13 protein-coding genes are annotated in these 13148 nt (G+C 70.0%); 10 read left to right on the plus strand and 3 right to left on the minus strand.

Going from position 1 to position 13148, the window contains the following annotated elements; translation table 11 throughout:
* Positions 1 to 56 precede the first annotated feature (56 nt).
* Positions 57 to 1478 (plus strand): MFS transporter, encoded by a 1422-nt coding sequence (locus RBB84_RS05430; protein ID WP_228045118.1) that lies wholly within the window; start codon positions 57 to 59, stop codon positions 1476 to 1478.
* A 92-nt stretch (positions 1479 to 1570) separates the two neighbouring features.
* The gene (locus RBB84_RS05435; RefSeq protein WP_064256248.1) at positions 1571 to 2653 is read left to right on the plus strand and encodes an FUSC family protein; all 1083 of its coding nucleotides are present in this window, start codon (positions 1571 to 1573) and stop codon (positions 2651 to 2653) included.
* On the opposite strand, the gene yaaA is transcribed toward RBB84_RS05435, so the two are convergent.
* Complete coding sequence (gene yaaA / locus RBB84_RS05440) at positions 2646 to 3389, minus strand: peroxide stress protein YaaA (protein WP_064256247.1); 744 nt, start codon at positions 3387 to 3389, stop codon at positions 2646 to 2648. The two genes, RBB84_RS05435 and yaaA, sit on opposite strands and share 8 nt — an antisense overlap.
* 53 nt (positions 3390 to 3442) lie before the next feature.
* On the opposite strand from yaaA, the gene RBB84_RS05445 reads away from it, so the two are divergent.
* Together RBB84_RS05445 and RBB84_RS05450 are read left to right on the plus strand one after the other, a co-directional pair.
* Positions 3443 to 5176 (plus strand): proline--tRNA ligase, encoded by a 1734-nt coding sequence (locus tag RBB84_RS05445; RefSeq protein ID WP_024100656.1) that lies wholly within the window; start codon positions 3443 to 3445, stop codon positions 5174 to 5176.
* Positions 5177 to 5295: 119 nt separating this feature from the next.
* Complete coding sequence (locus RBB84_RS05450; RefSeq protein WP_064256246.1) at positions 5296 to 5955, plus strand: O-methyltransferase; 660 nt, start codon at positions 5296 to 5298, stop codon at positions 5953 to 5955.
* A gap of 38 nt (positions 5956 to 5993) precedes the next feature.
* Here the strand turns inward: RBB84_RS05450 and RBB84_RS05455 are convergent, their stop codons facing one another.
* Positions 5994 to 6437, minus strand: coding sequence for a ferritin-like domain-containing protein (locus tag RBB84_RS05455; protein ID WP_006554231.1), 444 nt, complete (start codon positions 6435 to 6437; stop codon positions 5994 to 5996).
* Positions 6434 to 6925 carry a hypothetical protein gene (locus RBB84_RS05460; RefSeq protein WP_197481838.1) on the minus strand — a complete coding sequence of 164 codons (492 nt, stop codon included), beginning with the start codon at positions 6923 to 6925 and terminating at the stop codon, positions 6434 to 6436. The genes RBB84_RS05455 and RBB84_RS05460 overlap by 4 nt, the downstream gene beginning before the upstream one ends.
* 156 nt (positions 6926 to 7081) lie before the next feature.
* Between RBB84_RS05460 and rimP the strand changes: the two genes are divergently transcribed.
* From rimP to rbfA, 6 genes are all read left to right on the plus strand, one after another.
* Positions 7082 to 7681 (plus strand): ribosome maturation factor RimP, encoded by a 600-nt coding sequence (gene rimP / locus RBB84_RS05465; RefSeq protein ID WP_033096519.1) that lies wholly within the window; start codon positions 7082 to 7084, stop codon positions 7679 to 7681.
* Positions 7678 to 8706 carry a transcription termination factor NusA gene (gene nusA / locus RBB84_RS05470; RefSeq protein WP_006554228.1) on the plus strand — a complete coding sequence of 343 codons (1029 nt, stop codon included), beginning with the start codon at positions 7678 to 7680 and terminating at the stop codon, positions 8704 to 8706. The genes rimP and nusA overlap by 4 nt, the downstream gene beginning before the upstream one ends.
* A 44-nt stretch (positions 8707 to 8750) precedes the next feature.
* Positions 8751 to 9059 carry a YlxR family protein gene (locus RBB84_RS05475; protein WP_006554227.1) on the plus strand — a complete coding sequence of 103 codons (309 nt, stop codon included), beginning with the start codon at positions 8751 to 8753 and terminating at the stop codon, positions 9057 to 9059.
* Positions 9060 to 9263: 204 nt separating this feature from the next.
* On the plus strand, positions 9264 to 12143 hold the full coding sequence (gene infB / locus RBB84_RS05480; protein WP_024100657.1) for a translation initiation factor IF-2: 2880 nt from the start codon (positions 9264 to 9266) through the stop codon (positions 12141 to 12143).
* Positions 12144 to 12267: 124 nt separating this feature from the next.
* Positions 12268 to 12558 (plus strand): DUF503 domain-containing protein, encoded by a 291-nt coding sequence (locus tag RBB84_RS05485; RefSeq protein WP_006551275.1) that lies wholly within the window; start codon positions 12268 to 12270, stop codon positions 12556 to 12558.
* Positions 12559 to 12611: 53 nt separating this feature from the next.
* Positions 12612 to 13070, plus strand: coding sequence for a 30S ribosome-binding factor RbfA (gene rbfA, locus RBB84_RS05490; RefSeq protein ID WP_006551274.1), 459 nt, complete (start codon positions 12612 to 12614; stop codon positions 13068 to 13070).
* The last annotated feature ends 78 nt before the right edge of the window (positions 13071 to 13148 follow it).

Raw genomic sequence — 13148 nt, forward strand, 5'->3', positions numbered from 1 at the left:
TGGATCACGTGTCAGCCACTTCGCATCCGTCGGCCACCCGCGCGGTCGCTCTGGCCATGCTGGTCCTCAGCGGCCTCCAGTTGATGGTCGTGCTCGACGGAACGGTCGCGAACCTCGCGCTCGCGCCGCTGCAGAGTGATCTGGGACTGTCGGATGCGGGTCGCAACTGGGTCCTCACCTCCTACGCCCTCGCCTTCGGCGGGTTGATGCTCCTCGGCGGCCGTCTCGGCGACAGCTACGGACGCAAACGCACGTTCATGGGCGGAGTCGGCCTGTTCACCCTGGCCTCCCTGCTGTGCGGTCTGGCGACCGGCGAGGCGATGCTCATCGGCGCCCGCGCCCTGCAGGGCGTCGGCGCCGCGGTCGCGTCCCCGACCGCCCTCGCGCTCGTCGCGACGACCTTCGCCGCAGGTCCGGCACGCAACCGCGCCATCGCGGTCTTCGCGGCCATGACCGGTGTCGGGTCCATCGCCGGACTGATCCTCGGGGGTGCGCTCACCCAGCTTTCGTGGCGCTGGATCTTCCTCATCAACGTCCCTATCGGCGTCCTCATCGTCGTGCTCGCCGCGATCGCGCTACGTGAGACCGCCTCCGAACGCCTCGCGCTCGACGTGCCGGGCGCGATCCTCGCGACACTCGGATGCACCGGCCTGGTCTTCGGTCTCACGGAGGGGCCCGAAGTCGGTTGGTCGAGCCCCTCGGTCATCGGCGCGATCGTCGCCGGCTTCGTGCTGCTCGGAGTGTTCCTGCTCGTCGAGCGGCGGGCGGAGAACCCGCTGCTGCCGTTCGTGCTGTTCCGCAACAAGGACCGCGTCGCGACCTTCGTGGCGATCTTCTTCGCGGGCGCCGTGATGTTCAGCCTCGCGGCCTTCGTCGCCCTGTTCGTGCAGGACATCCTCGGCTACAGCCCGCTCGCCGCGGGTCTGGCCTTCGTGCCGTTCGCCTTCGGTCTCGGCGGTGCCGCCGCGGTGTCGTCGAAGCTGGTCGCGCGGATCGAACCGCGCTGGCTCGTGGTCACCGGCTCGGCGATCATGACTGTCAGCCTGCTCTACGGCTCGACCATGGACGGCAGCGTCCGCTACTTCCCGACCCTGTTCGTGCTGGTGCTCGTTGTCGGCTTCGGGGTCGGCCTGGCCGTGGTCCCGCTGCCGCTGTGCGCGATCTCCGGGGTGGGACCGCACGAGATCGGACCGCTCTCGGCGATCGCGCAGGTCGCCCAGACTCTCGGAGGTCCGGTCGGCCTCGGGGTGATCGGTGCGATGGCCACCTCGCGGACGATGTCGCTCGGTGGTGTCTCCGGAGCCGTCGCCGACATGACCGACGCCCAGCTCGTCGCCCAGGGCGAGGGATACATGTTCGCGCTCGTCGGCTGCGCGGTCTGCGCGGTGATCGCCGGTGTCGCGGCGCTGTTCATCCGCTTCACTCCCGAAGAGGTCGCGCAGGCGCAGGAGGCCGAGAAGGCCGCGCAGACCTCCTGACCGTCGGACCGTCACCGTGGCGGACGAGCGATCGCTGCGGCGGATGAGTTTGCTCACGCCTGCCACGCACGACCCCCGGGTACCCGACACTCATGCAGGTCGGTGTTCGCGAACGGGGCAGATTCGTCGGATCGTGGATCGTCCGCGCGGTGCGCGAGGCCGGACACGAGCGGTACGTCGCCCTCCAGGCGTTCCGGTCCACGCTCGCCGCGGTCGTCGCGTGGCTCGTCGTGACCGAGGTCTTCCACTTCCAGCAGGCCTTCCTCGCGCCCTATGTCGCGGTCTTCCTCGTCGAGGCGACACTCGTGCGCTCGCTCCAGCAGGCGGTGGTGCAGGTCGGGGCGGTGGTTGCGGGTCTGCTGGTCGCGGTCGTGGTGACGCGGCTCGTGGAGTCGACGACCGCTGCGATCGGCATCGCCGTGGCGATCGGCTACTTCGCGGGTCGCTGGCGACGGTTCGGGGCCAGTGGCATCTGGGTGGCGATCACCGCGCTGCTGGTGATCGCGACGGGCGCCTCGGACAGCCCGATCCTGCTCGGTGAACGACTCGCGGAGACGGCGATCGGCGCGGCGATCGGCGTGGCCGTGACGGCGCTGGTCTTCCCGCCGGTGTACTCGGCGGGCAAGGAGGCCCGCGAACTCACCGGTGAGCTGCGCGACCTGCTGCGGGACATGGCGTCCGGATGCCGTGAGGGATCGTCGGGGGTGCGGGACTGGGTGCAGCGCGCGCGGGGCATCGACAGCCTCGTGCAACGCGCCTTCGAGGAATCACGGTGGGCGCACGAGAGTGCCCGGATGAACCCACGCCCCGCCGCTGCACGGGCCGGGGAATGGGCACGTCGCTGGGACCGGACCCTCGACGACCTCTCGTCGGTGTCCAGCGCTGTCGAGGAACTCGCGCACGCTCTGGACCCCGTACTCGGCGACGACGTCGCCGAAGCCGACCGTCGCCGCCTGCGGACGGGGATCGCAGCGATGCTCGACGCCCTCGCCGAGATGGTCGATGCCGTGGGGGCGGGCCGGGAGGTCGACCCCGACGGGACGTGCCGCAGCAATCTCACCGAACTCGAACGGTTCGCCACCGAATCGGACGACCTGGTCCTGACCGCGCGACTCGGCGCCGTCCTGCACACGGCTCGCCGGATCGTCGCGGCGATGGGACTCGAGGTCAGGTGAGCACGACCAGCTCGGTCGGCGACTCCACCTCGACCCTCAGTCCCGCCTTCGTCGCGACGCGGGCGAGCGCTCCGATATCGCTCGGCTCCGCGCGGGTGAGGACCAGCGCGCGGGCCAGCAGGCCCTTGTGGTGCTTGTTGAAGTGGCTGACGACCTTGCGGGTGCCGTCGGGCTGCTCGGTGAGCACGGTTGCGGTCACCGCACCTGGCACGGGACCGAGCTGCTGGTAGACCCCGGAGCGGAGATCGACCACGAGGTCGCCGCCGGCCTCGGCCACCAGCGCGTCGGTGAGCTCGTTCCGCCACACGGACTTCACGGTGCCGAAGCCGGGCAGTTTCGACCCTCCGGAGAGGCGGTAGGCGGGGATCGGATCCGCAGCCCGGACCGCGCCGAACAGCGCCGACCCGATGCCCAGGCGTCGATAGGCCTTGTCGCGCTGCGCCTTCGTGAAGGCTCCCGCGTCGAGCGCGTCGTACAGCACGCCGGTGTACCGCTCCAGCGCCGGGCGGGTGGGGGAGACCCACAACTTCGCGTTGCGTTCGATCTCGTCGGCGCCCTTCGTACCCAGCCCGAGTGCGCGGCTCGACTCCTCGGTGTCGGCGGAGAGGTCGACGAGGGCCTGCACGAGCATCTCCCGCGTCTCCGTCAACTGCGGCATCGACAGGTCGGCGAGATCGAGCGGTCCGCCGTCGCCGCCGTCGGACTTGGTTTCGGAAGGGGGGAGAAGCACCAGCACAACCGGTAACCGTACCGACGTCGCGGAAGGTGGCCACGGTAGGCTGCACGGTCGTGATCACCCGCATGTCGCACCTGTTCCTCCGCACCCTCCGAGACGACCCGGCCGACGCCGAGGTCGCGAGCCACAAGCTGCTGGTCCGAGCCGGATACGTGCGACGAATCGCGCCAGGTGTGTACTCGTGGCTGCCTCTGGGGCTGCGGGTGCTGCGGCAGATCGAGCGGGTGGTGCGCGAGGAGATGAACTCCATCGGAGCGCAGGAGATCGCTCTGCCCGCGCTGCTGCCGCGCGAACCCTACGAGGCCACCAACCGGTGGACGGAATACGGCGACAGCCTGTTCCGGCTGAAGGACCGCAAGGGCGGCGACTACCTCCTCGGACCCACCCACGAGGAGCTCTTCGCGCTCACCGTCAAGGGCGAGTACAACTCCTACAAGGACTTCCCGGTCACGCTCTACCAGATCCAGACGAAGTACCGCGACGAGGAGCGCCCCCGCGCCGGCATCCTCCGCGGTCGCGAGTTCGTCATGAAGGACTCCTACAGCTTCGACCTCACCGACGAGGGCCTGGCCGACTCGTACAAGGCTCACCGCGACGCCTACGAGCGCATCTTCGCGCGTCTCGGCGTGAAGTACGTGATCGTCTCGGCCACCTCCGGTGCGATGGGTGGCAGCGCCTCCGAGGAGTTCCTGGCCGACTCGCCTGCGGGTGAGGACACCTACGTGCGGTGCCTCCAATCCGGCTACGCGGCGAACGTCGAAGCGGTGAAGACGCTCGCGCCGGAACCGCTGCCGATCGACGGACAGCCCGAGGCGGTCGTGCACGATACCCCCGGCACCCCGACGATCGCCTCGCTCGTCGCCGCGGCGTCGGAGGTCCTCGGCCGGGAGGTCACCGCGGCCGAGACGCTCAAGAACGTCATGGTCAAGGTCCGGCAGCCCGGTGGCGAGTGGGAGCTGCTCGGCATCGGCATCCCCGGCGACCGCGAGGTCGACGACAAGCGCCTCGAGGCCTCGCTCGAACCCGCCGAGGTCGAGTTGCTCACCGACGCCGACTTCGAGGCCAATCCCTTCCTCGTCAAGGGCTACATCGGCCCGAAGGCGCTGCTCGCCAACGGTGTCCGCTACCTCGTCGACCCCCGCGTGGTCGACGGCACCAGCTGGATCACCGGCGCCGACGAGCAGGGCAAGCACGTCTTCGGGCTGGTCGCAGGTCGCGACTTCACCCCGGACGGCACGATCGAGGCCGCCGAGGTGCGCGACGGCGATCCGTCGCCCGACGGAGCCGGCCCGCTCCTCTCCGCCCGCGGCATCGAGATCGGCCACGTCTTCCAGCTAGGCCGCAAGTACACCGATGCCTTCGCGGTGGACGTCCTCGGCGAGAACGGCAAGCCCGTCCGCCCCACGATGGGCTCCTACGGCGTCGGCGTGTCACGCCTCGTCGCGGTGGTCGCCGAACAGCAGCACGACGAGAAGGGCCTGCGCTGGCCGTCGGAGATCGCACCGTTCGATGTGCACCTGGTCATCGCCAACAAGGACGAGCAGGCCCGCGAAGGCGCCGAGAACCTCGCCGAGGAACTCTCGAACGCCGGCCTCGAGGTGCTCCTCGACGACCGCAAGGCGTCGCCCGGCGTGAAGTTCAAGGACTCGGAGCTGCTCGGCATGCCGCTCGTCGTCGTGGTCGGCCGCGGCTTCGCCGACGGCAAGGTCGAGGTCCGCGACCGTTTCTCCGGCGAGGCCGACGAACTGCCGATCGGTGAGGTCGTCCAGCGCATCGTCAACCGCTGACGCTCTTATTCGCCGATACAGGCGGAACCCGGTGTCCCTGCGACCTGCCGTCGCGGGGGCACCGGCGTATGTGGCAGAAGTCGCCGTGGTGCGCTGCGCGCCGAACCACAATGAGGTGCATGGCCGACAACTGGAGTGCGACCGACAACTACCTCACCGACGTGCTGATCGGCGACGATCCTGCGCTGAGCTCAGCGCTCGAGGCGAACGCCGCAGCGGAACTGCCGCCCATCGACGTGTCCGCGCCGCAGGGCAAGTTCCTGCACCTGCTCGCACGGATCCGGGGTGCCCGCCGGGTCCTGGAGATCGGCACCCTCGGCGGATACTCGACCATCTGGCTTGCCCGGGCCGTCGGGGAGTCCGGCCGGGTGGTCACCCTCGAATACGAGCGCAAGCACGCCGAGGTGGCCCGCGCCAATCTCGACCGCGCCGGCGTCGGTGACCGTGTGGACATCCGAGTCGGCCCCGCCCTGGACTCGCTGCCGGGCCTGGTCGACGAGGATCCCTTCGACCTGGTGTTCATCGACGCCGACAAGGAGAACAACAGCAACTACGTGCGCGCGGCGCTCGGGCTGTCGCGACCCGGCACCGTCATCGTCGTCGACAACGTGGTGCGGGCAGGGGCCATCGTCGATCAGGGCAGCGACGACGAACGGGTCCGCGCGTCGCGGGACGTGCTCGAACTGCTCGGCCGCGAACCGCGCCTCGACGCGACGGCGTTGCAGACCGTCGGATCGAAGGGCTGGGACGGCTTCGCGCTGGCGGTCGTGACCGGGTGACCCGTGCTTCGGAGTCGACCGGATCGAGGCCGACCGGATCAGGGTTGACCGGGGAAGGCCACCGACGGCACGACTCCGCGGCTCTGCCGCCACCGCGCCGCCCGCAGGGCCGCCTCGGTGAGTGCGTCCACGGCCGTGGCCCGGGTGGCCTCGCTGCGTGCCCGTTCGACGACGGACCGCCACGCGACCGCGGTGTCGCTCTCTATCTGTTCGGCGAGCTGCGCGGCGGACGCGGCGTCGATCACCGGGAACGGCACGGTGTAACCGGGTGCCGCGACCGGCGGCTCGACGCTCGCGGCGCGCAACGCCTCGATCGTTGCATCACGGCGTGCGCGGTGCGCTGCGGTGTCCTCCGCCACGGCGTTCGCGCGGGCGGGATCCGCGAAGGCCGCGACCACGCCGTATCCGAAGACCGCCGCGTGTTCGGCCTCGAGGGCGTCGACGAGGGCCTGCTGTTCGGAACCGAGTTCGGGTGAGCTCACGGCAACATCATCGCCGTCTGCACGGCGCAGGACGCGCTGATCGAGGCGAGCAGACCCGCGCGGTAACCCGAGAGCGTGCGTGCGAGGTCGGCGGCTTCGCGCTGCGACCGGTTCAACCGCTCACGGAGCGCCTCGACGGTCGGCAGCTCACCGGTGGGAGTGGTCACGGTGGTCGACGGGGGAGTGAAACTCGTGGTGGCGCCCTCCATCCGGGCGATCTCGACCTCGAGCGCGTCGGCGTGGGAGGTCCGCTCGGCCGCGATCGTGGTGAGCGGCGCGGACAGCTCCGGCGCCCGCGCGACCAGCGCGGTCGCGATCGCTGCGTCGGTGCGGGCGCGGGTCGCCTGACCCGCCAGCGGATCCGGTTCGGCGGCATCCTCGTCGGAGGCGCCGCACGCGGTGATCGTCGTGATTCCGAATCCACCGACGGCGACCGACGACCATCGCAGGAGGGTTCGTCGGGAGACGGTGGGACGGTCGAGTGGCATCGGCACCGGACCATCCTGCCAGTCGCGTCGTCCGACGAAGGACGCCGCCCTGGTCACAGCAGCAGGAGACGCGGGTTAGGCTTGATGTCTGCCGGTACGCATCCGTTCCGGCCCGCTGTCCGCTGCGACCACAACTGAACGAGGAGCCCGCCCGCCATGCCTGTGCCGCCCCCGGAGAGGATCGTCGAGCTCGTCTCCGATCTGCTCGCCAGAGAGGGATACGACCTCGAGGACGTGGTGGTCACGGCCGCCGGAAAGCACAGTACGGTGCGCCTCCTCGTCGACAGCGACGCAGGTCTCGGTCTCGACGAGGCGGCCCGCCTGAGCAGGATCGTCTCCGAGGCCTTCGACGGAGTCTCGGACTTCGGCGAGTCGCCCTACGTCCTGGAGGTCACCAGTCCCGGGATCGGCCGGCCCCTGACCGAGCCCCGCCACTGGCGGCGCGCTCAGGGTCGCAAGACGAAGGTGGAACTGGCCGACGAGACCCTCGTCGCACGCATCGGCGAGCTCGTCGGCGACGAGATCAGGCTCGTCCTGCCCGATCGGTCCGGGCCGGTCGTGCGTTCGGTCCCGCTCTCGGCGGTGCGCAGAGCGGTGGTGGAGGTGGAGTTCTCCCCGCCGCCACCGAGGGAACTCGAGCTCGCGGGCGGGGTTCCGGACGGCCGGGTCGCGGCCGGGGAGCTGGCCGAAGGGCCCGAGGACGAGACGGGCAGCGACGACCACGACGAGACGAACGAAACGAAGGTGGACAAGTGAATATCGAGATCGCCGCCCTGCGCATGCTCGAGGCGGAGAAGAACATCCCGTTCGACGAGCTGATCGCGACGCTCGAGACGGCCCTGCTCACGGCGTACAGGCACGTCGACGGACACCAGCCGCACGCGCGGGTCGTGGTCGACACGAAGACCGGCGCCATCCAGGTCCTCGCCGAGGAGCGCGACGCCGACGGCAACCTGATCGCCGAGTGGGACGACACTCCCGAGGACTTCGGCCGGATCGCGGCGACCACCGCGCGTCAGGTCATCATGCAGCGCATCCGCGACGCCGAGCACGAACAGCGCTTCGGTGAGTTCGCGACCCACGAGGGTGAGATCGTCAGCGGCGTCGTGCAGCGCGACTCGCGTGCCAACGCCCGCGGCATGGTCGTCGTGAAGATCGGCGGCGAGACGAACAACGCCGAGGGACTGATCCCGCCGGCCGAGCAGGTGCCGGGGGAGTCCTACGAGCACGGCGACCGCATCAAGTGCTACGTCGTGGGCGTCTCCCGCGGACAGCGCGGCCCGCAGATCACCCTGTCGCGGACACATCCCAATCTGGTGCGCAAGTTGTTCGCCCTCGAGGTCCCGGAGATCGCCGACGAGTCGGTGGAGATCGTCGCCGTCGCCCGCGAGGCCGGGCACCGCTCGAAGATCGCCGTGCACTCGACCGTCCCCGGCCTCAACGCCAAGGGTGCGTGCATCGGCCCGATGGGGCAGCGGGTGCGCAACGTGATGCGCGAACTCGGCGAGGAGAAGATCGACATCATCGACTACGACGAGGACCCCGCGAAGTTCGTGGGCAACGCACTGTCGCCGTCGAAGGTGGTGTCGGTCACGGTCGTCGACCCCGACGCGCGCGCCGCCCGGGTGGTCGTTCCCGACTTCCAGTTGTCCCTCGCGATCGGCAAGGAAGGGCAGAACGCCCGGCTCGCGGCCCGGCTGACCGGCTGGCGGATCGACATCCGCAGCGACGCGGCACCGGCCGGGAACGACGATTCGCGCGGCGGCTCGACAGGCGCGTAGGAGTGGGATGCGGGATTCCGGGCAAATCAGCGGTACAGTGGTCGATGGTTCAGCATGACCTGTCCTCGACCGGCGGGGAACGCGCCACTACGGTGCGGACCTGTGTCGGATGTCGGCAGCGAACGCTGGCTGCCGAACTGCTCCGGGTGGTGGCGCGCGAGAAGGAACCGTCAGGTTTCGCCGTGATTCCCGATCCCCGACGCAGGCTTCCCGGGCGAGGTGCTTGGTTGCATCCCAACCCGGAATGTCTGGGCCTGGCGGTTCGGCGTCGAGCATTCGGCAGGGCACTGCGCGTGACCGGGTATCCGGACACCACAGCGCTGGATCAGCTGGTCGGGTCCACGGCACAGTGATCACGGACGTATCGAGTCGGCCTCGGCCGGGTACGACGATCGTGGGAACGACGACGAGGAACACCAACAGTGACATCGCACTCTGAGAAGAACAGGCACGAACACTCATGAGCACACCGTGAAGCACCAGCGATGAACGTCCATCGGAGATAACCCGAGGTCGTGCGGGCAGTCGGCCGCTCGACCTCATCAGTGAGGAGAGCAGTGGCAGGCAAGGCCCGCGTGCACGAGTTGGCGAAAGAACTCGGTGTCACCAGCAAGGAACTACTCGCACGCCTGAAGGAACAGGGCGAGTTCGTCAAGTCCGCGTCGTCGACCGTCGAACCGCCGGTCGCGCGTCGACTGCGCGAATCGTTCGGTAAGACCGAAGGCGATGCAGCCGCGAAGGCTGCACCCAACCCCGCACCGAAGCCCGGTGCCCCCCGGCCGGGTCCCCGGCCCACCCCTGCGAGCCCGGCCCCCGCGGCCGAGACCGCGCGTCCGAAGCCCGGCGCACCGAAGCCGGCTGCTCCCAAGCCCGCTCCGGCACCGGAGGAGCCCGCGGCTCCCGCGCCGCAGGCCCCCGCTGCCCAGGCGGCACCGCAGTCCCCGGCTGCTCAGGCTCCCAGCGCGACGCCGCAGGCTCCCGCGGCCAAGCCCGGCCCCAAGCCGGCCGGTCCGCGTCCGGGTCCGAAGACCCCGCGCGTCGGTAACAACCCGTACTCCTCGGCTCCGGCCGAGCGTCCCGCTCCGCGTCCGGGTGCCCCGCGCCCCGGCCCGGGCGGACCGCGTCCTACCCCCGGACAGGGCGGCCCCCGCCCCACGCCCGGACAGGGACGTCCCGCAGCAGGCCCCGGTGGCCCGCGTCCCGGACCCGGCCAGGCCGGTCCGCGTCCGGCTCCCGGACAGGGCGGTCCCCGCCCCGCGCCCGGACAGGGCGGTCCCCGTCCGTCCCCGGGTTCGATGCCCCCGCGTCCCAACCCGGGTGCGATGCCGCAGCGTGCTGCGCGTCCGGCCGCATCCGGTCGTCCGGGTCGTCCGGGCGGAGCTCCCGGTGGACGTCCCGGTGGCGGTGGCGGCGGCTACCGCGGTGGCGGCGCCGGTGGCGGCGCACCTGCAGGTGCAGGTGCTCCCGGTGGTTTCCGCGGTCGCCCCGGTGGCGGTGGCGGTGGACGCGGTCGCGGCGGTGCAGCCGGCGCGTTCGGTCGTCCCGGTGGCGCTCCGCGTCGTGGTCGTAAGTCGAAGCGGCAGAAGCGGCAGGAATACGATTCGATGCAGGCGCCGTCGGTCGGCGGCGTGCGGTTGCCGCGTGGCAACGGCGAGACCATCCGTCTCGCTCGCGGCGCATCGCTGTCCGACTTCGCCGAGAAGATCGACGCGAACCCGTCGGCCCTGGTGCAGGCGCTGTTCAACCTCGGTGAGATGGTCACGGCCACTCAGTCGGTGAACGACGACATCCTCGAGCTGCTCGGCTCGGAGATGAACTACGTCGTGCAGGTCGTCTCGCCCGAGGATGAGGACCGCGAGCTGCTCGAGTCGTTCGACATCCAGTACGGCGAGGACGAGGGCGGCGAGGAAGACCTCCAGCAGCGTCCGCCGGTGGTCACCGTCATGGGTCACGTCGACCACGGCAAGACCCGCCTGCTCGACACGATCCGGAAGGAGAACGTCGGCGAGGGTGAGGCCGGTGGCATCACCCAGCACATCGGTGCCTACCAGGTGATGACGCACCTCAACGGTGAAGATCGCCTGATCACCTTCATCGACACCCCGGGTCACGAGGCGTTCACCGCGATGCGTGCCCGCGGCGCGAAGGCGACGGACATCGCGATCCTCGTGGTCGCAGCCGACGACGGCGTCATGCCGCAGACGGTGGAGGCGATCAACCACGCACAGGCCGCCGATGTCCCGATCGTGGTCGCGGTGAACAAGATCGACAAGGAGGGTGCGAACCCTCAGAAGATCCGTCAGCAGCTCACCGAGTACGGGCTGGTGGCGGAGGAGTACGGCGGCGACACCATGTTCGTCGACATCTCCGCGAAGCAGAACCTCAACATCGACCAGTTGCTCGAAGCGGTGCTGCTCACCGCCGACGCAGCGCTCGATCTGCGGGCCAACCCGGACATGGAGGCGCAGGGCGTCGCCATCGAGGCGCACCTCGACCGCGGTCGCGGTCCGGTGGCCACGGTGCTCATCCAGCGCGGCACTCTGCGGGTCGGCGACTCGATCGTCGCCGGCGACGCCTACGGCCGCGTGCGCCGCATGGTCGACGAGCACGGCGAGGACGTGCTCGAGGCACTGCCTTCGCGTCCGGTCCAGGTCGTCGGCTTCACGTCGGTGCCCGGCGCCGGGGACAACCTCGTCGTCGTCGAAGAGGACCGCATCGCGCGTCAGATCGCCGACCGGCGTAATGCCCGCAAGCGCAACGCGCTCGCAGCACGTAGCCGTAAGCGCATCAGCCTCGAGGATCTCGATGCCGCTCTCAAGGAGCACAACGAGCTCAACCTCATCCTCAAGGGCGACAACTCGGGTACCGTCGAGGCCCTCGAAGAGGCGCTCATGGGTATCGAGATCGACGACGAGGTGCGCCTGCGGGTCATCGACCGCGGTGTCGGTGGCGTCACCGAGACCAACGTCAACCTCGCTGCCGCGTCGAACGCCGTGATCATCGGCTTCAACGTCCGCGCCGAGGGCAAGGCCACCGAGCTCGCGAACCGCGAGGGTGTCGACATCCGCTACTACTCGGTCATCTACCAGGCGATCGACGAGGTGGAGAAGGCCCTCAAGGGCATGCTCAAGCCGATCTACGAGGAGGTCGAGCTCGGCCGCGCCGAGATCCGCGCGATCTTCAAGTCGTCAAAGGTCGGCAACATCGCGGGTTGCCTCGTGCAGTCCGGCATCGTCAAGCGCAACGCGAAGGCCCGCCTCATCCGCGACAGCAACGTCGTGGCCGAGACGGTCACCATCTCGTCGCTGCGCCGCGAGAAGGACGACGTCACCGAGGTCCGCGAGGGCTTCGAGTGCGGTTTGACGATCACCTACTCCGACATCAAGGTCGGCGACGTGATCGAGGCGTACGAGTTGCGCGAGAAGCCGCGCGACTGATCCACCCGCACCCGTGGCGGTGAACGATTCGTCGTTCGCCGCCACGGGTGTGTCGGGACGCCCGACCCGGCCGGCACGGAGCCGACCGGACGGCCGACCGGAGTGTCCTCGAGGAGAGAAGCGAATGTATCTGGGAGCGCTCGAACTCGACCTGCTGCTCGGCGACGTGCATTCGCTCAAGCAGAAGAGATCGGCGATCCGTCCGGTGGTCGCAGAACTGCGCCGGCTCGGGGTGTCCGCCGCCGAAACCGGGGAACACGATCTGTACCGCCGGGCGCAGGTGGGTGTGGCGGTCGTCGCCCCCGACCTCGCGCACGTCGGAGAGATACTGGACAAGTGTGAGCGGCTGGTCGCCCAGCGGCCCGAACTCGACCTGCTGTCGGTCAGACGCAGGCTGTACGGGCCCGAGGACTGATCCCGGCCGCACGACAGGCCGCCTGCCGGCGGCTACAGAAGGGAACGAACGACATGGCCGATCCAGCACGGGCTCGCCGACTCGCGAAGCGCATTGCCACCATCGTGGCCACCGCCATCGACCTCGAGATCAAGGATCCGCGCCTCGAGTTCGTGACGATCACCGACGCGAAGGTCACCGCGGATCTGCACGACGCCACCGTCTACTACACGGTCCGGGGCGCGGATCTGAACACCGAACCCGATCACGAGGCCGCTGCTGCCGGCCTCGAGAAGGCCAAGGGCGTGCTCCGCTCGAAGGTCGGCGCCGGCACCGGTGTGCGGTTCACCCCGACGCTGACGTTCGTCACCGACACCGTGCCCGACACGGCACGGCACATGGAGGAACTCCTCGCGCGCGCTCGCGCGGCCGACGACGAGGTCGCACGCGCCCGTGAGGGCGCCGTTCCGGCCGGCGATGCCGATCCCTACAAGGAATCCCGTGAGCGCGACGCCGGTGACGACGACGAGTAACGCACCGGTGCCCGACCCGACTCCTCCGGTGGTCCCGTCGCGCCGGGACGATGCCGGCGTCCCGTCCGGCCCGGCAGG

The organism is Rhodococcus sp. D-6 (genome assembly GCF_040256695.1).
GTDB classification, from domain to species: domain Bacteria; phylum Actinomycetota; class Actinomycetes; order Mycobacteriales; family Mycobacteriaceae; genus Rhodococcus; species Rhodococcus pyridinivorans.

Coding starts and splice junctions, on each gene's coding strand:
- RBB84_RS05430 (WP_228045118.1), top strand. CDS start 57: ATGCTGGTCCTCAGCGGCCTCCAGTTGATGGTCGTGCTCGACGGAACG.
- RBB84_RS05435 (WP_064256248.1), top strand. CDS start 1,571: ATGCAGGTCGGTGTTCGCGAACGGGGCAGATTCGTCGGATCGTGGATC.
- RBB84_RS05450 (WP_064256246.1), top strand. CDS start 5,296: ATGGCCGACAACTGGAGTGCGACCGACAACTACCTCACCGACGTGCTG.
- RBB84_RS05460 (WP_197481838.1), bottom strand. CDS start 6,925: ATGCCACTCGACCGTCCCACCGTCTCCCGACGAACCCTCCTGCGATGG.
- rimP (WP_033096519.1), top strand. CDS start 7,082: ATGCCTGTGCCGCCCCCGGAGAGGATCGTCGAGCTCGTCTCCGATCTG.
- RBB84_RS05475 (WP_006554227.1), top strand. CDS start 8,751: ATGGTTCAGCATGACCTGTCCTCGACCGGCGGGGAACGCGCCACTACG.
- RBB84_RS05485 (WP_006551275.1), top strand. CDS start 12,268: ATGTATCTGGGAGCGCTCGAACTCGACCTGCTGCTCGGCGACGTGCAT.
- rbfA (WP_006551274.1), top strand. CDS start 12,612: ATGGCCGATCCAGCACGGGCTCGCCGACTCGCGAAGCGCATTGCCACC.